Origin of the sequence: Vibrio sp. MMH1-50 (assembly GCF_022347645.1) — a bacterium.
GTDB classification, from domain to species: domain Bacteria; phylum Pseudomonadota; class Gammaproteobacteria; order Enterobacterales; family Vibrionaceae; genus Vibrio; species Vibrio harveyi.
Genome location: NZ_JAKRGG010000010.1, coordinates 15,664 through 36,871, shown reverse-complemented (window position 1 = coordinate 36,871; position 21,208 = coordinate 15,664). Strand labels below are relative to the sequence as shown.

Here is a 21,208-nt window from a genome sequence, read left to right as displayed (position 1 = left end):
CCCAAAGCAATGTGCTCTGGGCATAACAGATTGATGTTGATATTAGACGACTTGCTCGTCTGGATGACTCCACATCAATGGATCAGAAAAAGGTCCCTTGATGGATGAAGTGGACTCACCAACCCCAGTTAACGCGTCTGCTGTTAACTCTCGTGCAAACCAGCAATCTAAAGGCGCATTGGACGGTACAGGTAGTAATACGCTGTGAGTCGTGTTGTAACGATTCGCATAATGCATCGGATCGCCCATTACAAAGATAACGTCAGCGTTTAACTGCTTTTCTGCTTCTTCCATCAATCTTGTCGCATAACCTTTGCCTTGGAACTCAGGTAGTACCGCAAGTGGTGCAAGTACATAGCATTTTAGGTGTGGTGCTGCGTCAATCACGATAGGGGAATAGCAGGCGTGTGCTACGCCTTCGTAGACGATTGAAAAGCTGCCATCTGCAATAAGATTGTCGGCAAATTCTGCATAGAGTTTGGCGTGTCTCTCATCATATAGCCCACCGGCTTTCGCGAACGCTTCGTATTGAATTTGATAAGGTGTATTCATTGGTTTCTCCTTAGTTTTTATATTTAATTTACTAAACCGACTGACCGTGCAGTCAGTTAGTTTAATCAAAAAAATCACGCAACGAGATGTGCATGATTTTTTGGTTGGTTTAGCAGTACTTTTTGATGAACTCTTGCCTGATTTCTTCGATAGGGAAGTCCTCATTGAGTAAATAGTTCATGGCAATACCATCGATCTCCGCGATGAACATTTTTGTTACGACAACAGGGGTCGGGTGCCCCAGTGAGCGAAAAACTTCTTCAGTGGATACCTGTAAACCTTGGTAGCGTTCGTCTATCAGATCGACAACAATCGCTCTCGTGGTCGGGTGAACCATCACACTAAAATTGAACTGATAAATCTTGCGGTGTTCAGGAACGGTCATACCATCGAAGATCGAGTGGATCATTGCTTCTAAGCGATCGTCATTCTCTGATATGTGTTCATCACTCTTATCTGTTTCTTCGATAATCTGAGTGATATGAACAAAAACTTCTCTTAACAGTTCGTTTTTATTTTTGAAGTGGTGAAACACCAAGCCTTTTGAAATTTCAGCCTTCTCACAAATGGTGGAGACGGGCGTTTTCTCAAAACCATGTTCCGCAAATAACTGCGTTGCAACTTCAATGATCTGTTGTCTTTTGTCCATAGTACTCGCTCTAAATACCGACTGACCAATTGGTCAGTTTTGCGAATGATAGTGTGTTTTTTGATCTTCCGTCAAGTCTTAATAGGATCAAAACAGCAGTGTTGGTGCTTTCGAAGTGAAGTAAAAAGCATTGAGTCATTTCCAAACTGCAAAATCGAAGCGGTAGTGGGTGGCTTTCATCTCGTGGGCTTGCCCGTATTTAATAGTATTGGTGGTACTAAAGACGACATCAAAGCATTAGGTAAAGTCTTGTCAGAATATCCTGTTGAGAAGTTTTACACGGGTCACTGTACGGAGATGAAGGCGTATCATTTACTGAAAGAAGTGCTTGGTGATCGTCTAGAGCATTTACCAACTGGTCGCCGTGTTGACATTTAACCAATGATCATTTTACGCCAAGTTCAGCGATTCACTCCGGCTATTGTCTTTTAGTGATTACATAGCCATACCAAATATGACAAATATCCTACATTAAAGCCGATATTATCCTAGAACTTTGTGTTCACGAGATGGTCACAAGACTACACAACAATAACTGGTATCAATGATGGCAAAAACTTGGCTTGTCTCTGCTGTGAGCGTTGCGCTGCTCGGTGGCGGTGCGTATTACTATCTGCAATCTTCGGCTCAGCCGGAAGCGTTTCCAACTCTAGCGGTGGAAAAAGGAACCATTGAAAAACAAGCGGTCGCTGTTGGTAATATTGTTCCAGCGCACTCGGTTTCTATTAAGTCACAAATTGACGGTATCGTTGGTGAAATCTATGTCAACGTCGGCGAAAAAGTAAAGCAAGGGCAACCCTTGATTAAGGTGCGTCCTAACCCGACACCTCAAGCACTGACGGATGCGTCTACCGATTTGATGCGCAGTGAAGCGGATCTTGAATCAGCCAAACAAAAGCTTGCTAACCTAGAGAGCTTGGTCAAGCAGGACATCATTCCTAAAAACTATGACGAGTATGTGAGTGCGCGATCAGCGGTTAAGTCTGCTCAAGCGAATGTATTGCAAAAACGTCAGAACCTTGAGTTGATTCGTAGCGGCGAAGCCTCTATCGGGAATGCACGTTTGACATCGACCATTTATGCGCCGATTGATGGCACTGTTCTTAACCGTAAAGTGGAAGTCGGTGAGCCGATTATTTCTACACAATCAAGCCAAGAAGCAACGGCAATGATGTCACTGGCTGATATGAATAGCCTGATTTTCAAAGGCAGCGTGAGTGAACATGATGCTGCTCAGCTTTCCCCGGGCATGCCAGTTGTGATCACTGTCGCTCCTTATCCAGATGTTGAGATCTCTGGAGTGCTGACTAAAGTGGCCATTCAGTCTGAGAACTTAAACTCACCTGCTGGAAACGCATCCGCGAAAAGTTTCGATAATGGCTTTGGCGTTGAAGTGGGCGAACTAAGTATTCCGAAAGAAGTGCGTTTGCGCTCGGGTTTTTCGTCGACGGCAAAAATCACGCTAAAGAAATCAGAAAATGTTTTAACACTGCCAGAGCGTGCGCTTCAGTTTAATGGCGATACACCAAGCGTTTTGATCCCAGACACTTCTGAACAAGGTTTCCACTCACAACCAGTCAAACTCGGACTATCAGATGGAATTAATGTGGAAGTGCTTGATGGTGTCGAACTGAATGAAGAAATCATCGACAACAGCATGATGATGGGAGCCGCTCATGGCTAAGTTAACTTTGTCCAAATTAGGCTGCGCGATATTAGCTGCCACGTTAAGTTTACCTAGCTATGCGATTTCTATCGAGCAAGCGTGGCAACAGGCAAAACAAAACGACCCAAATTATGAAAAAGCTAAGATTGGTGTGCAACTTGGCGAGGTCGGTGTTGATGCGAGTCGCAGTTCACTTTTGCCCGGTTTGACTGCCACGGCGTCTTCAAACTGGAGTGAGTCAGCAGACAATATCAACCGCTACGAGGCATCCCTCTCTCAAACCATTTGGGACAGCAGTTTGTGGTCAGACTTAGACCGAGCAAATGCAAACTACCTTAAAGCGCAGTTGGAGTTGACTCAATCACATAACGAATTGGCGCAAAGGCTCCTATCGTCTTACCTGGATGTTGCGAGTGCGCAAGGCGATTTGCAACTGGCGCAATCTAAGCTAGAAGAAGGCAATAAGTTACTGAAAATAATCGAGAAGCGGTATCGTGCAGGTAAAGTGAAATCGGTTGATGTAGAAGAGATTCGTGCGACACAGGTTTCTGAACAAGCGGGTATTTTAAGTGCTCAAGCTGACTTAGAAGTGAAAAGAGCGACACTGGCAGCTTTAATCAACCAAACGCCACAAAATGTCGATCAAATTCGTACTGATTCGCTCATCCAGCCACCAATGTTGGTGAACTCCCAAGAGCAATGGTTGAAACTGGCAAAAGACAGCAGTCCTGAGCTATTAGTCGCTGCGCAAAATGTCAAAGCCAGTGAGTTTGCCAAAGATTCAGCGAAAGGTGGTTACTACCCCACGTTGAAAGGTGACATTGGTTACAACGATGATGATCGACGCAAAGACGGTGAGTTCAACGCTGGCATCACCTTGAGCGTGCCAATTGACCTCAACGGTGCAACGCGCGCTAAAGTTGATGAAGCGTCACTTAATATCCTCAGTGCGAAACAAGATTTGCGTAAAGTTGAAATCGATATTCATAAGCGCGTTATCCAGCAGTTTACTCAGGTCGAGATCAACTGGAACCAAGTGCTGATGGCAAACGAGCTTGTGCTTTCTCGCGAGAAAGTCTTACGCAGTAAAGAGAAGCTTTACGACGCAGGATTGTTGGAAGTCTCAGAGGTGATCAGTGCGCACAACAGTTTGTTTGAAGCCAAAAATAGCCTAAAAACCAACTTGTACAGCTATTGGCGTCAGCGCATTGGTTTGCTTCAAACCGCAGGAAAGCTGGATGATGACACGATGGCGTTGATTTCTCGAGCTTTTAACTCATGACCAATCTATTGCAGCAAACCTGGCAAACTTTGATGGCGCATCGTATGAAAAGTGCGTTGGCGATCATTGCTATTGCTTGGGGTGTCATTTCAGTGGTGGTGTTGATTGCGTTGGGAGAGGGTTTCTATCGTCATCAAACTCAACAGCTTTCTTTTTTGATGAACAACGTCCAAGTGGCATTTCCCTCAAGCACAAGTAAGGCTTGGCAAGGCTTACCGGCTAGGCGTCAAATCAGTATTTCACAAGAGCAAGTTGAGATGATCAAGAGCGCGGGTTTTGTCGAAGATGTTTCCAGTGTGTATGCCAAGTGGGATGGCAGCGTTACCAATGAAAAAGGACAACGTTTATCGAGTAATGTGAGTGGCATAGATTCGACGTATTTTTCACTAATGCAAAGCAAGTTTGAAACTGGCTCGCGCCATATCTCACCGAGTGATATCCACAATCACACACGCGTCGCAGTATTAGGTGAGCAAATCGCGAAGATGGGTGCACTTACCACTGGTAATACGGTGAAAGTTAATGGCATTCCTTTTCTGGTGATTGGCGTACTCAAAAATGAGGACTCTGGTATTTCTTTTGGTGATAACCGTACCGTCTTCATCCCTCAAACGACCTATCGAGATCTGTGGAACACCAAGCCATGGATGTTGTTGATGAAGCCTGCCGCGGGTATGGATGCCTATTCATTTAGGAAAAACGTTGCTGACTTTTATGCGAAATTGCTTCATTTTGATCCTAACGATAGAGATGCGATTGATATGCCAGATTTTAGTGAAGGAGCCTCATTGATTAAGGGGATCTTCCGTGGCATTCAGGTGTTCTTGGGCGCAAGTGGTGCTATGACCATGGCTGTTGGTGCACTTGGTGTTGCCAATATTATGTTTCTGTCGGTGACTGAGAGAACAAGAGAGATTGGGGTTCGCTTGGCGATAGGCGCTACTCAAAAATCGATACTGAATCAGTTTATTTTAGAAGGGCTCATTCTTGTTGCTGTTGGAACCGGAGTTGGGCTGATGTTTGCTTATAGTATTGTGACCTTACTTAGCTCAATCACCCTTCCTGAATGGGTTGGTATACCGGTGATAACACTCGGCTCTATTGTATGGTCACTCTTAGTCACGCTGATTTTGGCACTGATGGCGTCATACTTTCCTGCAAGACGAGCCTCTCGTCTCACACCAGTAATTGCTTTGAGTGCGAGGGCATAATCATGCTGTTACCAATGAGACAAATCTTCCAAGAGATGTCAGCAGAAAAGTTGCGTTTAGGCTTAACGATTTTGGCGGTGGCGTGGGCAACGCTTTGTATCGCTGCCATGCTGGCTGTTGGTGAGGGGATTCGACAGGGCGTGCTGAAAACGGCGCAAAATGGCAATGGTAATCTGATCTATCTGACTGGGGGGATTGCGACGGTTGATCATGGCGCTTTTCATCAAGGTAAATTTCTTACGCTTAAGATAGATGACGCTAAAGTCATCAAGGCATTACCTGAAGTAGCCAGTGTAGCATCCAGCGCGAAATGGAATGAAAACATCACGGCAGGAAACCGAGGATCATGGCAAAAGCCGCTCGCGGTTCCAACGGATTACGCATCAATGACTAATCTGAAGCCTTTACCCGGCGGGCGATGGTTGAATCCACTTGATCAAAAACAGATGCGCAAAGTGGTTGTGCTCGGTTATTCATTAGCTGCGGATTTGTTCAACCCAGTTGATGATTTTAACTGGTTTGCCGCTGTTACCTTGCAAGCCGATCCGGTTGGTAAAAAGGTTAAAATTGGTAGCGAAGAGTTTACCGTGGTCGGGGTACTTGCCAAAAACAGTGGACGCGTTGAGCAAGGCGATGACATCAATTATTCGAGCTTTGTTCCGCTTGCGACTTGGCAACGCTTTCATGCAAATGGTGATATTGGTGGTATTAATGTTGAGCCAAAATCGGAGACCGACCGCAAGAGGTTGGCTGAAACCATTCGCCAAGTGATTGCGCGTAAACATGGAGCCAGTGTCAGTGATGAACAAGTCGTACAAGTGGAAGATATGTTCATGCAACAAAAGAGCATGCAGCAGTTCCTGATTGGTTTGCAAAGCTTTCTCGGCATTATTGGTTTTGTCACGCTAGCTGTGGCTGGTGTTGGGATCGCGAACGTGATGTACGCGACTGTTAAACGCTCTACCCGAGATATTGGAGTTCGTATGGCGGTAGGGGCAACGCCAACGGCGATCCGTCTGCATTACTTAGTTCAATCGTTAATGACCATGATGATGGGAGGCGCGTTGGGGCTCGGTGTTACCTACAGTCTCATTTCCGCAATCAGTGCCATCAATCTAGAAGGGAATGTCTTCTATGAGGATCTCGGTAAACCGGTTCCAGAACTTTCGTGGACTGTGGTTGCGATAGTGATCTCTACCTTGGTGTTTATCGGCGTCGCGTCAGCTTGGTTACCTGCCAATCGGGCAGCCAAAGTGAGTCCGCTGGAGGCACTACAAAGTGAATAATAATAATTCTGGAGAAAGCATGGTGAACAAGCCGCTTGTCGAGCTGACTAATATTTGTAAGTACTACGCGAGTGGTGAGGTCGAAGTACGTGCACTAGACGGCGTTGACTTAACCATCAACCAAGGAGAATTTCTTTCTATTCTTGGACCATCTGGCTCTGGCAAATCGACGCTGATGAATATGCTTGGTTGCCTGGATAAACCGACGGATGGTGAATACGTTTTGGGTGGTCAAAATGTTGCAAGCTTAACTGCTAATGCTCTAGCAGGGATTCGCAATCAAAAGATTGGTTTTGTGTTTCAGAGCTTTAATTTGCTTGAATACGCAACGGCTCTAGATAATGTCGCATTACCGCTTGTGTATTCGGGTATCAAAGCTAAAGAGCGTCGCCAACGTGCCGCAAAATTATTAGAACAAGTGGGACTAGGGGATCGACTCGATCACAAGCCGAACCAGCTTTCAGGTGGTCAAAAACAAAGGGTTGCGATTGCACGAGCTTTGGTTAATGACCCGCAAATTATCCTTGCCGATGAACCAACTGGTGCTTTGGATTCCAAATCAGGTGCAGAGATTGAAGCCTTGTTCAACCAACTTCATGCAGAAGGTCGAACCCTCATCATCGTCACACACGACAACGCTTTGGCAGAGCGTACTAAACGCATCATTACGATTAAAGATGGTAAGGTGATTTCAGACCGCAAACCGGATTAGAGATTGTCCTTAGGTGTCTATCGTTCGCTTAAGCGTTGATACTTAACTGTTGTTGATGAAAGCGCACTTGGATGTTTGTCTGAGATGCGCTTTTTTATTGAATATTGAGCGAAAAAAAGCGTGAGCTAGGTTTTTAAATAAGCTTATCAATCTGTTAGTTAAACTCTTCTAGTTGCTGAGATTGCGCTAATGTGCCATTGTCGAATCTACGTTTCATGCTAGCGTGATATGACATTCATAGCGGATAAACTTATGCCAAACCCAACGCCAAGAAAAAGTGGAGATCTCCACGTTCAAGCGGTTACTTCTGAAATCCAGCACTATTTACAGGCGAAAACGCTTCCGAAAGCTGATGGGATTGCTTCGGGGACTGCGCGATTTATCATTGAGCAGCAAAGTAACATCTCTCAAGTCCAGAACAAATTTGAGGCTGACAACTCAAATGTCGCGCCTGATCTAACCTTGCATCTAGCTAATGGAGACGTTGTTTGTGTCAACCTGTTCAAAATAAGGCCTAAAAGAGTGATACAGCCAAAGAATTTAGGAGCAAAAAGCTTTATTGCAAAATACTTTGGATCAGCTTCCCTTCAGAGTGAATTCAATGATTACTTTGCTAAGGTTTACCGTCAGTTTTTACTCGATAGTGCTAATCGCATAGTGGGTGATGTGTCTAATGAGGCGACAGAACGTGAATTGAAGCGTTTACTAAAAGAGTCTTGTCCTAAGTTCACGCAAGAACTTGAAGAGTTTCGCAGTAAGCTTCTTTATGAGCTGAGAGAGAAATGCTTTGGCTTGTTTCTGGATGAATATAACCAAGCCTCTGAAACCATCGAAAAGGCATTTAACTCCTTATTTATGACTGACTCCTTCAATGTTATTACTCAGTATGATGGCGAAAGGCTAAAGGGTGTTAAAGAATTTAAAATTGATGTTCACGAGATAAAAAACGTCAGCATATCCAAGGTTGGCTCGAATTCCGTTGGCATTACTGCCGACAATATTACGCTGTTGATCCGATTTAAGTTTGAAAGTGGTCCTGACTCTGCGATCAAGCTAGCGACCAGCTACGCAACACCTAAAGCTGAGAATAAGATCGCTCAGGACAATGCGCGATCTTTGCAGCAGTTTAACGATGCTTTGTCTGTTACACATAAACCTGAAGGTGGGAAAGCGAATTCCAACGCAATCGGCAAGTGCTCCGAAGCTATTTTTTATGCTCAGCTTCTCAAGGTAAACCCAAATGTCATCCAGCTTGATAATCATGCGTTTATTGAGATGTTCGCGAAATATGCACCGGATATTACTGCTACAGAGTTCGAAGGGATACGAGCGACTTCTGTTGGTGCAGTGGATGGTTTAAGCGCGTTTTTGAAAGAAAAGCATGGTGACTTTAAGATCGATTCTATCGAGCTAGTGCCTGATGCGTATTTGGACAACCGCCTCAACACTGCCGATATTGAGTTAGTGCTACGAGTAGGAGATAAGTACGTAACGGAACCTATCTCTCTGAAGGCAATTGCTAAGGCGACCAATACCATTAACTGTAAAAACCCGGGTATTGGGCAAATTTTGGGGAACACTTATTTCGACCTCAGACAAGAAGAGCTCAACGGCACGCTTGAGGTGCTTAAAGAAACGTTCATTAATGATGATGCAGGACGAAGTAGGACGTTGGAATGTCTCTCGGGCAATATTGGTAAACAGCTCGCTAACGCGGTAGAAAATGAGCCACAAAAGCTCATTAAAGGCACTAAAGCGTTGTTGGGTAGTGCGCTGGTGGTTGTGGTCTATTATGCGGACAACAAGTATGCAGTGCTAGAACATGACTTTTCGATTACCAAAGTTCAGGTGCATCGAGACACTCCTTCTTTAATTCAAAACACCTTGTCTTGGTCTCATGGTGGGGATCAAGTGAGATTACGGGTCAAATTCAGTGGGGGTCAATCTCACGGCTGGACATCAATCAAGTTGGCATGCGCTTATACTTTTGCCAAAGAAAGAATCCGCAGTAATGTGTGATTGATATATACCCAAGTGACCTCAAGGCGCAGGATTCAGTGAGATTGGTTTAGGTATATGGATCGAATGTTTTCTGTTCAGCCCTTTGTTTGAAGGGCTTTCTACGGTTGAGAAGTTAAGTAGGTCGTATTTCTGCAACCTTTGTTTGGTCATATAAAACTTGCTTGTAAATGAGAATTACTTTCAATAACATGAAAGATCTCAGTTAAATGGACATCAGTATCTGGAATGCAGTCAGAATCAGTGACCAAAGTAAAGAATACGTTTCTTTCTGGAATATGGGCGACCTTAGTCAGTATAGGCATCGGATTTACATTCAAAATCTGGCTTGCTGCTTGGGTGCCGAAAACCGACCTAGCCCTATTTCACAGTGTGGTTGACATCATCTCGCTTTCTATGATCCTAATGACTGGGTTTCGATCTTCTATGGTCGTTACTTATTCTCAAACTCAGAATGACACGGATATTATCAATATCTTTCGATTCACTCTGATTTTGGTTGTTTTGATTACTTGGGGAGGTGTGATTCCCTATATCAAACACAGCCTTAGTATCGGAGTGGAGTATCTTCAGTTAGTCGGGATAATCTTTGGTCTTGGACTTAAACTGTACTTTACGAACCTCGTCGCGATGTACCGCCTGTACGATATTACTAACCGTACGACTTGGCTTGACCCTTCACTCAATGTTCTTCTGTTTTTGTTCGCCTATTATGTTGCTGGATACAGCGCACTAACGGCATTGTTTTATGGGTTGACCATTTCTTCACTCATTACCGCTTTGTACATGTACATCAGCCGCCGCAAAGTGATTTCTACTCTCCCAATTAAACCGGTACGTTTAGATCCGGACATGTTTGGTTATGTGAAGAAGAGTTTTACAGCTACGCTTGAGGCGGGTGCCAGCATTCTGATGATCTACATCGCGGTGTTACTGACGATTCGTTACTTTAGTGTCGATGAGCTGGGGGACTTTCAGGTGGTAGTTCGCCCAGTATTTACGTATATGACCATGTTGTTTGTTTTCCCTATCTACCGGTTCGTATTGCCAGAGCTGTCGGTCAAAATCCGTAACGGGGAATACCAAGAGATTCAGTTGATACGACGTTGGGTGTTTAAACTGTCGTTTATTGTCAGCGCTGTTTTCTTCACGACGATGCTGCTGTTTGGTTCAAACATTGTCGCTGGGCTTTTCCCGCCGGAATATATGGGTGCAGTACCAGTGCTGTTTCATTTTTCTATCTTCTTTATTTTCATGATGCTCAACGCTTATCAACTTGCGTATATCAAAGCGAATGGTTATTTCAAAACCAGCTTGTTTATTCGCTTGTCAGGTATCGTGACCTTAGTTGTTATGTTCTACGTGATATCCGCATTTACCCACAATGTCGTCGCCATCATTGTCGCTTTGTGTCTTGGTTATCTGATGATGTTTGTCTTATCGAGTTTCAAAGAAAAGCAGATTCGTGAATCACTATTGCTCGATCCGGTTCAACCGTAGAAAGCCGCAGTTAATCGGTCTTGCGGGGAAGTGGGAGGCGGGATTGGCTCTGTCCTAAAACGCAAAAAGGTGACCTTACGATCACCTTTTGTATTCATCATTCCTATTCAGCTAGATAGATTCACAAATAGGTATTCTGGTTGCGTCTGTCTTAAAGGTTAGCAACGAACTGCTGGTTAAACTGAGCGTTTACTTTGTCACTTAGCTGTTCGTATTTCTCGCTCAATGCAATTTGTTGAGTCTGTAGTTGACCTGTGGTCAGGTTAGCTGTGTGAAGCTGCCCCATCTCTTCCATAAAGCCACTTGTTAGCTGGCTAAAGATGGCATCTTTGCCGATGATAAAGCTAGCGAAGTTCTCTTTTACAAACGCTTGTTCATCACTACTCAAGTTTTCTAAACCAAGACGAGCTTGGTTCGCTGAGGTCACATCTTCAAACGTCGCTTTTGCCGGATCAGTACCAGGCTTTAAGTACGCTGCTTCATTTTTGAAGTCTGCTGCTGTATGTGTTTGTGCGTTTTCAATCAGCTTTTGAGAAAAGCCTCTTACTTCAAAAGTAGACTGTACTGGCTTATGGTCGCTGATATTCTCAAAACCTTCAGTGATAACACTGGTTTCATGGTTTTGTAAGTTGCCTGTTTTGTTGGTTAAGCCGGTATTATCGAGCTCACCGAAGTCAGGACGGTCGCGACCTTCTTTCTGTTTAATGTTGCCAGTGTGCTTATCAAGTTGCATGTAGGTGTGGCTATTAAGTGGTTTGAACTTAAAACCGTGCTTGGCAAGGTGCGTATCATCGTGTGCGACAGGATCGTACATTACGTCAGAACCTTCAGCGATACGCTTTTCACGCTCATTTAGGTCACCAGTGATCAGAACCTCTTCGTTCGGTTTGATCCCCTCCATCAACTTGTTACCTTCGAATTCACGTTTGACTTCTTTGTTAGAGTCCAAGTGTGCAGAAATGACGTTTAAGGCTTGACCATTGATCTCCAAAGCCGTTTTTACGCCACCCTTGTTACCAGTGATACCCATGAAGAATTCCATGTTTCGACCACCGATACCGTGACGGTATTCAGACTCTTTTTTGACGTTAATATCGACGCCGTCTTTTGCAAAAACAGACATTGACGTGTAGCTAACACCTTCACCAAGACCTTTCGTCATAACTTTCATTTTGTTTTGACTCAGAAGGTTCATACCATCAAGCTCAAGATCGTTAGCAAGCAATTTAGACTCTTGTTCCGCAAACAAGACTACATCATAGTCGCCTTTTTGAATCAGGTTCTGGAAGTAGTTCTTTGTGTCTTCCGGCATCTTTTGGTTTGCTTGGTTATAGGTCAAAGTTAAGACCTTAACGTTGCCGCTGCCTTCTTTTTTATGCAGTTGCTGATTCATCTGATTTAGCTTTAAATCACCGTTTTTTGAAGAATCGGCTTTACTAAAGAAACGATTAAAAAAACTGCGATTCTCTTTTTGTTTTAGAGTAACGTCACCATCGCTATTTTTAGTTACGCTGTACTCTTTACCAAATACAGAACCAAATTTAACGGTATCGCCTTCTTTGGCGTTAGTTTTGATATTTTGAATATCTGCGAGGTCTAAATTACCTCGATGCTGGCTATTAATTTGAATTGTAGACATACATTAAACTCGTATTTTAAATAGGGGAATTCGCAGTAGAGATTAAATAAAGATCCCAGCAGGAAGTGTTTCTGGGATTGTCTCTGCGTTATCCGCTTGCTCAATAAAATGGTGCCATTGCTCCATTCTTTCTAACAGTTGCTGAAAAGTGTTCTGCACATAATCTTGAGGTTTGTTTGAGAGAGAAATAACCTTGTAGATAGTTAATCTTCGGCTATCAGGCATTAGACCGATACCAAAACCACCACGGAAAGGTTCAAGTGCGTGTTCGCCAATCGCGATGGCAATCTTTTCTGGAAGAGGGGTTGGTAACTCCACAGGGCTGGTGAGAGACATGTGTAAGTTAATGGTGGCTTCGTTCTTAAATACGGTTAAGAAAAGTGCGTCATCATGGTTATTCGTATCCGATGATAACTCGCACTGAAATAATCCGTTTTCATCAAAATCCGCGCCGTTACCTAAAAAGCTGATACTTTCTTGATAAATATCCATTGTGTTCCTTCTCTGTATTTTTCTGATGGTTCTTATTTGAATGAGAAGAATTATAAAGATGAGGGAATCGCAAGATATTAAGTATGGACGTAAGTTTTTATAATTACTTTCATTCGCTTTGTTGGGTGGTTTTGTCTAAGCCATGAATTTCTTTCATGTTCAACGTGAAGTAATACCAATGTTCTTCACGCAATGAAGCAAGTATAAAAACAGACTGCTCTGGTGTCAGGCACTGTACAGCTGTTTTTAGTCCGAATCCTTCAAGGTAGAACGCTGCACAAACTGACGATTGGGATAATCAAAAAACAAAACCATCCCCAAGAACAGAGCGAGTAATCAGTCAGCGTTTATCTAAGGAAATAGGATACCAAGTCACCATGAATAACGATTTCACCTTTGCTATCAAAAGCATTCGTTTTGATGAGAACTACCAACCGTCAGACAGCACTCGTATCACCACTAACTTTGCAAACTTGGCTCGTGGAAGCAGTCGTCAAGACAACCTACGTAATGCACTACGAATGATCGACAACCGCTTTAATGCATTGGCACATTGGGATAACCCGACTGGCGATCGCTATTGTGTGGAATTAGAAATCATCTCGGTTGATATGGATATCCAAGGCAGTGGTGAAGCATTCCCTTCCATCGAAGTGCTTAAAACCAACATTGTTGACCGCAAAACCAACGAACGTATCGAGGGGATTGTGGGCAACAACTTCTCTTCTTATGTGCGTGACTATGACTTTAGTGTTTTACTGTTGGACCACAATAAAGACCAGCCGAAATTCAGTATCCCAGCAGGTTTTGGTGAACTGCATGGCAAGCTGTTTAAAGCCTTTGTGAAATCAGAATCGTACCAACAACATTTCCAGAAGCCGCCAGTGATTTGCTTGAGTGTATCGGACAATAAAGTGTACCGCCGCACGGAAAACCAGCATCCGGTTCTAGGTTTTGAATACCAGCCAAATGAATCATCACTAACCGAGCAGTACTTCAAAAAGATGGGCTTGCAAGTGCGCTACTTTATGCCGCCAAACAGTGTCGCGCCGTTGGCGTTCTACTTCTTCGGTGACCTTTTGAATGACTATTCGAACCTAGAGCTGATCAGTACCATCAGTACCATGGAGACGTTCCAAAAGATTTATCGACCAGAGATTTACAATGCGAACGCGGTAGCAGGGCAGTGTTACCAGCCAAACTTGAAGAACCTCGATCACTCGTTGACCCAAATCGTTTATGACCGCGAAGAGCGCAGCCAGCTTGCAATTGAACAAGGGAAATTTGCTGAGGAGCATTTCATTAAACCTTATCAATCAATCCTTGAGCAATGGTCTGCCGCTTACGCGTAATCAATTTAGAATTTGAAAGGGAATGACGATGAAAACACTATTACCGACTTCAACAGCAGGCAGCTTACCTAAGCCATCTTGGCTTGCAGAGCCTGAAACGCTTTGGTCACCATGGAAACTGCAAGGCGAGGAACTCATTGATGGTAAACGCGATGCGCTGCGTGTCTCTTTACAAGAGCAAGAATTAGCAGGCGTCGATATTGTTAGTGACGGAGAGCAAACTCGCCAACACTTTGTGACGACATTTATTGAACACCTTAGTGGCGTAGACTTTGAGAACCGAAAAACTGTGACTATCCGTAACCGCTATGATGCGAGCGTGCCGACGGTTGTAGGTCCAGTAAGCCGAACCAAACCCGTGTTTGTGGAAGATGCGAAGTTCTTGCGCCAGCAAACCAAACAACCGATCAAATGGGCGCTGCCGGGACCAATGACGATGATCGATACGCTTTACGACGCTCACTATGGAAGCCGTGAAAAATTGGCATGGGAGTTTGCCAAGATCCTTAATCAAGAAGCAAAAGAGCTTGAGGCGGCAGGTGTCGACATTATCCAATTTGATGAGCCGGCATTTAACGTCTTTTTTGATGACGTGAATGACTGGGGTATTGCTTGCTTAGAGCGCGCTATCGAAGGACTAAAATGCGAAACGGCAGTGCATATTTGTTATGGCTACGGCATCAAAGCTAACACGGATTGGAAGAAAACTTTAGGCACTGAATGGCGACAGTACGAAGAAGTGTTCCCAAAACTGCAAAAATCAAACATCGATATTATCTCGCTTGAGTGTCACAACTCGCGCGTGCCTATCGAACTACTTGAACTGATCCGTGGCAAGAAAGTGATGGTTGGTGCAATTGATGTGGCAACCAACGAGATTGAAACGCCAGAAGAAGTAGCAAATACACTACGAGAAGCACTTAAGTATGTCGATGCCGATAAACTCTATCCTTGTACTAACTGTGGCATGGCACCTTTACCTCGTGAAGTTTCAACTGCAAAGCTGAATGCACTGAGTTTAGGGGCGCAAATCATCCGTAACGAGATTGCTGATTAATTTTTGTATCGATAGTTAAGGATACAGAGAAAACCAAGACTGAGTGCTTGGTTTTTTCTTTACGCACAATGTTAACGACACCAGAGGTTAATAATTGATTACTTCCTGCTCAGTAGGGAGCTTCTTCCTGTATTCAAAGAACTGGGCGATCAAGTTGCAGACGACCATTAATGTCATCACACCAATCTGTACGTGAGTCAGGGAATCTCCCATGAGCGTGACGCCTAAGATCATCGCCAGAATCGGGTTAAAGGTGCCAAAGAAGCTGAGCTCATTAGTGGTAATTAAAGGGATGGTATAGACATAAGCTCCGTAGGCCACTGAGGTTAACCCGATGACAATCCAACCCATCGCCAGCCATTGTTCTAAGTTCTCTGGCAATAAAGGAACCGTGATGATTCCCCCCGAAAAAACGTCCCAATAGGCGAGAGGCAATAAAATGATGCCGCCAAAGATGAGCTTCCATGTCAGTAACTTCCACCAATGGATTTTCTTCATCACGTGTTTAGCAACAACACTTCCTGCAATCAATGCACTCATGGCACCAACCAAGAGTAATACCGCTGATAGGCTGATGGGTGCGCGGCTGGTTAAGAATAGATAAGCGGAACACGCCAATAGCACCATTGCCGACATCAATTGGATCATGGAGGGTTTGATTTGATGCGCGATCCCCATGATTGCCAAGCTCACAACAGGCAAAGCGATCATGCCTACTCCAACCAAAGTGCTAGGCAGTCGCAGTGCTGCAGCGAATAACAAACCAAAAAACAACGCAATATTAAGGAAGCCAATTAAAAGTAGAGCAGGGAGCTCTGATAACTTGGGCATAGTTGGCTTTAAAATCAATAGGATGAAGCCAGCAGGTAGGGCTCTCCATACTGCTAGTGCAAAAGGTGACCAACCCACAAACTCTGATGAAACGACGGCGTAAGTCGTTCCCCAAAGTAAGGGCGCTAAGATTGCCAAGATGATTTTCATGCGTTGCCTCGATCCAGTTTTAAGTAAATTATGTTTAAATAAACATAATTTACTTAAACATAAAATGAGGTTAAAGTCACCTTAATTGATCTTTTCTCTGATCTGCTGAATCTAAAATCAGATCATGCGGACGTCAGGCAAGAGAAAGGAGTAAAAGCATGAGTGAAATAAGAGGTGATGAAGGTGTTGGATTTGGTAAAAGCAGTGATTAAAACCCTAATAGGCTTTTTCGTAGATGTTTTCGCAATTTCAGTAATGGTACTATTTACGTTCGGTCTTATTCTTGAAGTTCTCTACTTCGATGCAAAGCTTGTTTTTAAAAAGCAGCATCGCCGTGTATGGCACAGTGGTGATAAGCAGCAAGAGTAGAATGGTATAGAGCGTTATTACACGGATTCATTATTTTGAGCATGACGAGCAAGCAAGTTGCAGAACAGTGGCTATCGATAAACCAAGAGTTGGACGGAAATGTTATTGAACTTGTGACATTGTTTGTTCGGTTTGGTACTTCACTTTCTGACACCAGAAGCCACTTTTGCAAGAAGCATGGACTAAACCCGTCGGAGTTTGATGTTTTAGCGACATTATACCGTTCTGGCGAGCCTTATGAGCTGACGGCAAAAGCACTCAAAGAGCAGACATTATTGCCATCTTCAGGCGCACTATCAAACCGATTGGAGCGCTTAGAAGCAAAAGAGCTTGTCGTCCGAAAACATGATTTAGTTGATAAGCGCTCAGTTAAAATATCGTTGTCAAAACAAGGGCTAGCGCTGGTTGCCGCAATGGGACCCGAGTTTTTTGGTGAAATGGCAACGTTATTTGCAGCACTTCCCAATGAACAGCGACAATCGCTATTGAGTTTGATGAGCTCACTTCAGGCTTAAGCGCGTAACCTTAGTTAAGCATTACGGGATATAAAGCTCGAATGCCGCTCACAGTAAAGTGAGCGGCATACTTCGTTTTCCGCCTCAGACAAGGCTTAATTCAATTCCACGTTCTTCACCTCAGGATGCTTCAATAACATCACGCGAATCCAGTGGTGTACTACCCACATCACCATTGCGGTCAGCAGCACTGCTACGAATATCGAACTAAAACGGTACAAGATGGAGAAGAATGCGTCTTTCTGTTCAGGCACTAAGGAAGTGGTGAGTGGTACAGATAACGCTGACATTGCCGAGAAGGCGATAGCTGCTTTGACCTGACCTTTCGTTAGCCATAAGCAGAAAGGTCCCATTGCAATAGTAAACGCCAGCCAAAACAACAGACCGTAGCCAAACCAACTGCCCAAGATTAACTGCACCGCCATACCCGCGATACAACCTAGCGCTGTACCGATGATACGGATTTTCGCCATGGCCATTGAGCCCGCCAGTGTCATTGGCGTTAGGATGATGAGGATCGAAGCCTGCGCCGAAAGCGAGTCGTACAAATCACCTATTTGGAACACCAAAAATGCCGCCATTGCTACCACCCAACCCATAGCAACTTGGCTGATGTAGTCGATATCGCTTTTTACTGGCGTGGTCATTTCTGTTTGCAAGATCTTCGACTCTGGCTCTGGGAATAACCAATAAGCGAGAGCACAAACGAAGATGTTACTGAAAGAGATCACCCAAAGATTGACGTTGAACTCTTCAATATCCATGAAATCGTAGCTAGCAAAGTTCAGAACAATCGAGCCAACCAATAACCCCATGTAGCCAAATAAATACGTCTTTGGGTTCATCATTGCAACGCACTTAAACAACATCATAATGCCCACCGCAGCAAACATTAGTAAGGGATGAAACTGAAGGTATTCAAGAATAAAGGTCGCCTGTACTGTGGTCCAAATTGCGGAGAAGAAGACCATCAAAACTAAGGGTAAGCTGAAGTGGTCCATGCGTCCAAGAACGAACAATGGCAGCATGATGGCAAAAAAGCCGTAAGACCAACCAAAGATCATGCTCAATGCCAATCCCATTGAGCAGCCAAACCAAATACGTAGTGTCTTCATCACTGCCACCTAATAGATAAAGTGGAACCAGCTTGCGAGGTGGATCTGTGCTTGTGCCATCAGTTTCCAGAATGGACTGTTGTCTGGGTAAAGCACAATGGTGGCACGTGAACCGACGAATAACGATGAAGGAAGCGCCTCTTGGCTGGTCAAATTAACGCGAGTGCGCTGCGCATCACGTACCCAACGATTGTTTACTTCTACTTTGGTCAGTGCACCGTTCGGCGTTTGTTGTGCCGCAGCAACACCATAATCACGACTGGATAAATCGAAATCGTATACTGAGCCTGGATTGGCATCGAACGCCACCATTGCGTGATAGTTTTTATCAACTCCTGCGACGGATTTTTCTCGAAAATCTGCTGCAACCCACATAGAACCAGTTGGGACAAATGTCAGCATTGGCATATTGGTGTTTGCCATGGTACCTACTTCTAACTGTAGGTTCGTTACAACGCCGTCGCTTGGCGCCATGACTGCCGTATTGGCAAGATCGAGCTGGGCTTTTTCAATGCCATTTTGGGCAATACGTACCGCAGTGCTTTGCCCTTTTTTATCCCCCAGTTGCGCTTCAATCACTTTCAGGTTTTGTTGCTCGGCTTTAAGTGCCGCGCGAGAGACTTGGTTTTGCGCGTAAGCGTTGTCTAGCGTGGACTGTGAAATCACCTTTTGTTTAGATAGCTTTTGTAATCGTGTGTACTCACGATGAGCGTTGTTATAAGTCGCTTCGGCGCGCGCAATGTTTGCTTGCGCAGCTTCACGTTGAGAGTAAAGGGTCGCTTCTTTTTCATATGCCGATTGTAGAGACAGTTTGGCTTGCTCTAGAGCAATCTTGTATTTTCTATCGTCAATCTTGAATAGGACATCACCTTGGTGGACTGACTGGTTATTTTCAATCAGTACGTCGGTGACTTTTCCTGAGACTTCAGGTGCAACTTGCACCACATAGCCCTGCACTCGACCTTCGGTGGTGATGGGAGCGTGGCGGTCGGCAATAATAATGTAGAAAAATAGTACAATGAACAGGACAATAAGTGTTCGCATCCAGTGTTTGAATTTATGATCCGCTGTCATAACTGATACCTGAATTTATGGGGCTAACAAGCAAATAAGACAAAGGATTATAGAGAAGTTGGTCACAGTTCAGTAGAATGGCAATAAGTGCATGAGCGACCTAAAAGTAGGACAATGAACGTAAGCTTTGATGATCTTCACTTGTTTAGCCAAACCGTGGTGCACGGTGGCATTAGCGCGGCAGCGCAGGCAAATCAATTGCAGCGCTCAAAAGTAAGCCGTCGCTTGCAGGAATTAGAGAAAGCCTTAGGCTGCCCATTATTGATCCGTACAACACGAACGATAGAGTTAACCGAACATGGTAAGCGTTTGTTTGAATTGGTTGGGCAACCGATAGAACATATTCAGCAAGGCTTGAATGTCATGCATGAATATCAACAAGAGTTGACGGGGAAAGTGCGTGTCGCGATTCCATCCGCCTTGATGAGCTCGGCAGCATTTAACTGGATTATAAACGAGTACACCACGCGTTATCCTGAGATGTCGGTTGAGATTGAAAACCATCAAGAGAGTGTGGATCTCAAGCGCCAAGCGTTCGATCTACAACTCCTACCGAGTGTGGCCAAAGTGTCTGATGACAGTTACGTTCAATTCAGCTTGTTGCCATATCGTAGCCACTTCGTTGCATCTCAAGCTTACCTTGCAGCGCATCCACCGCTGCAAAGTATGGAAGATTTAAAGCATCACCGTTTGCTAACAAATCGCTACAACGCCGATTTGTTAGACCCTGAACTTCATGTCGCTGTGAGATCGGACGATTTAAATTTGCTACGTCTAATGGCGATTGCTGGTAATGGCATCGCCTTTATTCCACAGGTGCATTCAAAGCCAGCGCTGGAGGACGGTAAGCTGGTCGAGGTTTTGCCGGAATTTACCCATCCTAAGCAGCATTTGACACTGATTTATCCTTCTAATTTGTTCTTACCCAATAAGGTAAAGGCATTGATTGATTTGTTTAGAGAAAAATTCAAATAGCGTGAGCAGACAGTCACTTTGTCACTTTGCTTGACGGCGGAGATACTGATTCTTGATTTAGAATGACTAGATCTTTAAATCGCCGCCGCGTCTACAAACCAAGTCATTCTCGCTGAACCTAGCATTTCGAGGTTACTTGGGTATACATTGATTATGTTCGAAAGCTTGGAGCAACAAAGAAAGGCGCTTCAAGCCCGCAGAGGAGATAAGAATGCTATCGAAAAATACAACTGGTCTTATTGTTGTCGATGTACAAGGTAAACTCGCAACCTTGATGCACGAAAGTGAAGCCTTGATTGAAAGCACCACCAAATTAGTCAAAGGCGCGAAAGCTCTGAATTTACCGATTGTTTGGCTTGAGCAAAATCCGGAACGTTTGGGACCAACAGTAGAACCGATCCGGGAGGTGTTGGATAAGGCGCACTTGCCGATCGCAAAGTACACTTTTGATGGTGTGAAAGAACCAACATTCAAACTTGCAGTAGAAAACGCCAATGTTGATACGTGGTTAGTTTGTGGTATCGAAGCGCATATTTGCGTATATCAAACGGCGGTATCGCTGCGTCAAATGGGCTTCAAAGTGGAGCTTGTGACCGATTGTGTCTCTTCGCGAACAGCGGCAAACAAAGCACTGGCACTAGCAAAGTTAACCGCAAACGGAGTCGGCCTGACGAGCGTAGAGATGTGCTTGTATGAAATGGTAGAAGATTGCAGAGCGCCAGAGTTCAAATCTATCCTAGCGCTTATTAAGTAACGCTACTT

Annotated in this window: 20 protein-coding genes and 1 pseudogene; 14 read left to right on the top strand and 7 right to left on the bottom strand. The window is 44.4% G+C overall.

Annotated elements, in window-relative coordinates:
• Positions 1-42: 42 nt before the first annotated feature.
• Both MHO32_RS09950 and MHO32_RS09945 read right to left on the bottom strand, forming a co-directional pair.
• On the bottom strand, positions 43-552 hold the full coding sequence (locus MHO32_RS09950) for a GNAT family N-acetyltransferase (RefSeq protein ID WP_239211555.1): 510 nt from the start codon (positions 550-552) through the stop codon (positions 43-45).
• A 109-nt stretch (positions 553-661) separates the two neighbouring features.
• Positions 662-1,201, bottom strand: a complete 540-nt coding sequence (locus MHO32_RS09945; protein WP_239211530.1) for a TetR/AcrR family transcriptional regulator — start codon at positions 1,199-1,201, stop codon at positions 662-664.
• 126 nt (positions 1,202-1,327) lie between these two features.
• Between MHO32_RS09945 and MHO32_RS09940 the strand changes: the two are divergent.
• The 8 genes and pseudogenes from MHO32_RS09940 to MHO32_RS09905 all read left to right on the top strand — a co-directional run.
• Positions 1,328-1,579, top strand: a pseudogene (locus MHO32_RS09940) (hypothetical protein); the annotation flags it as partial.
• A gap of 169 nt (positions 1,580-1,748) precedes the next feature.
• Positions 1,749-2,885, top strand: a complete 1,137-nt coding sequence (locus MHO32_RS09935) for an efflux RND transporter periplasmic adaptor subunit (protein WP_005444921.1) — start codon at positions 1,749-1,751, stop codon at positions 2,883-2,885.
• Positions 2,878-4,149, top strand: a complete 1,272-nt coding sequence (locus MHO32_RS09930) for a TolC family protein (protein WP_239211528.1) — start codon at positions 2,878-2,880, stop codon at positions 4,147-4,149. Before MHO32_RS09935 ends, MHO32_RS09930 begins: the two co-directional genes overlap by 8 nt.
• Positions 4,146-5,360, top strand: coding sequence for an ABC transporter permease (locus MHO32_RS09925; RefSeq protein WP_009699986.1), 1,215 nt, complete (start codon positions 4,146-4,148; stop codon positions 5,358-5,360). Before MHO32_RS09930 ends, MHO32_RS09925 begins: the two co-directional genes overlap by 4 nt.
• A 2-nt stretch (positions 5,361-5,362) precedes the next feature.
• Positions 5,363-6,646 carry an ABC transporter permease gene (locus MHO32_RS09920; RefSeq protein ID WP_239211526.1) on the top strand — a complete coding sequence of 428 codons (1,284 nt, stop codon included), beginning with the start codon at positions 5,363-5,365 and terminating at the stop codon, positions 6,644-6,646.
• A gap of 19 nt (positions 6,647-6,665) precedes the next feature.
• Positions 6,666-7,358 (top strand): ABC transporter ATP-binding protein, encoded by a 693-nt coding sequence (locus MHO32_RS09915; protein ID WP_050907089.1) that lies wholly within the window; start codon positions 6,666-6,668, stop codon positions 7,356-7,358.
• Between the two features lie 252 nt (positions 7,359-7,610).
• Positions 7,611-9,377: a hypothetical protein gene (locus MHO32_RS09910; RefSeq protein WP_239211524.1), complete on the top strand. Its 1,767-nt coding sequence runs from the start codon at positions 7,611-7,613 to the stop codon at positions 9,375-9,377.
• Positions 9,378-9,605: 228 nt separating this feature from the next.
• Positions 9,606-10,877, top strand: coding sequence for a hypothetical protein (locus tag MHO32_RS09905; RefSeq protein ID WP_239211522.1), 1,272 nt, complete (start codon positions 9,606-9,608; stop codon positions 10,875-10,877).
• Between the two features lie 151 nt (positions 10,878-11,028).
• Here MHO32_RS09905 and ati2 read toward each other — a convergent pair whose 3' ends face one another.
• Entirely contained in the window at positions 11,029-12,516 is a 1,488-nt protein-coding gene (ati2, locus tag MHO32_RS09900) for a T3SS effector inositol phosphatase Ati2 (protein ID WP_005444942.1), read from the bottom strand.
• 42 nt (positions 12,517-12,558) lie between these two features.
• Positions 12,559-13,008 (bottom strand): Ati1 family type III secretion system chaperone, encoded by a 450-nt coding sequence (gene ati1, locus MHO32_RS09895; protein WP_005444944.1) that lies wholly within the window; start codon positions 13,006-13,008, stop codon positions 12,559-12,561.
• Positions 13,009-13,385: 377 nt separating this feature from the next.
• Here ati1 and MHO32_RS09890 point away from each other — a divergent pair, with 377 nt between their 5' ends.
• Both MHO32_RS09890 and MHO32_RS09885 read left to right on the top strand, forming a co-directional pair.
• Positions 13,386-14,360, top strand: coding sequence for a DUF1852 domain-containing protein (locus tag MHO32_RS09890; RefSeq protein WP_005444946.1), 975 nt, complete (start codon positions 13,386-13,388; stop codon positions 14,358-14,360).
• A gap of 28 nt (positions 14,361-14,388) precedes the next feature.
• A complete protein-coding gene (locus tag MHO32_RS09885) occupies positions 14,389-15,417 on the top strand; it encodes a methionine synthase (protein ID WP_005444948.1) in 1,029 nt (342 codons plus the stop codon).
• Positions 15,418-15,504: 87 nt separating this feature from the next.
• On the opposite strand, the gene MHO32_RS09880 is transcribed toward MHO32_RS09885, so the two are convergent.
• Entirely contained in the window at positions 15,505-16,398 is an 894-nt protein-coding gene (locus MHO32_RS09880) for a DMT family transporter (protein ID WP_045489511.1), read from the bottom strand.
• A 177-nt stretch (positions 16,399-16,575) separates the two neighbouring features.
• Between MHO32_RS09880 and MHO32_RS09875 the strand changes: the two genes are divergently transcribed.
• Both MHO32_RS09875 and MHO32_RS09870 read left to right on the top strand, forming a co-directional pair.
• Positions 16,576-16,767 carry a hypothetical protein gene (locus MHO32_RS09875; protein WP_005444950.1) on the top strand — a complete coding sequence of 64 codons (192 nt, stop codon included), beginning with the start codon at positions 16,576-16,578 and terminating at the stop codon, positions 16,765-16,767.
• Between the two features lie 41 nt (positions 16,768-16,808).
• Positions 16,809-17,282 (top strand): MarR family winged helix-turn-helix transcriptional regulator, encoded by a 474-nt coding sequence (locus MHO32_RS09870; protein WP_029790916.1) that lies wholly within the window; start codon positions 16,809-16,811, stop codon positions 17,280-17,282.
• Positions 17,283-17,377: 95 nt separating this feature from the next.
• Here the strand turns inward: MHO32_RS09870 and MHO32_RS09865 are convergent, their stop codons facing one another.
• Together MHO32_RS09865 and MHO32_RS09860 are read right to left on the bottom strand one after the other, a co-directional pair.
• Complete coding sequence (locus MHO32_RS09865) at positions 17,378-18,397, bottom strand: DUF2955 domain-containing protein (RefSeq protein WP_005444960.1); 1,020 nt, start codon at positions 18,395-18,397, stop codon at positions 17,378-17,380.
• A gap of 9 nt (positions 18,398-18,406) precedes the next feature.
• On the bottom strand, positions 18,407-19,471 hold the full coding sequence (locus tag MHO32_RS09860) for an HlyD family secretion protein (RefSeq protein ID WP_047516502.1): 1,065 nt from the start codon (positions 19,469-19,471) through the stop codon (positions 18,407-18,409).
• 114 nt (positions 19,472-19,585) lie between these two features.
• Here MHO32_RS09860 and MHO32_RS09855 point away from each other — a divergent pair, with 114 nt between their 5' ends.
• Together MHO32_RS09855 and MHO32_RS09850 are read left to right on the top strand one after the other, a co-directional pair.
• On the top strand, positions 19,586-20,446 hold the full coding sequence (locus MHO32_RS09855; protein WP_239211520.1) for a LysR family transcriptional regulator: 861 nt from the start codon (positions 19,586-19,588) through the stop codon (positions 20,444-20,446).
• Positions 20,447-20,657: 211 nt separating this feature from the next.
• Positions 20,658-21,200: an isochorismatase family protein gene (locus MHO32_RS09850; protein ID WP_009698436.1), complete on the top strand. Its 543-nt coding sequence runs from the start codon at positions 20,658-20,660 to the stop codon at positions 21,198-21,200.
• Positions 21,201-21,208: the final 8 nt, after the last annotated feature.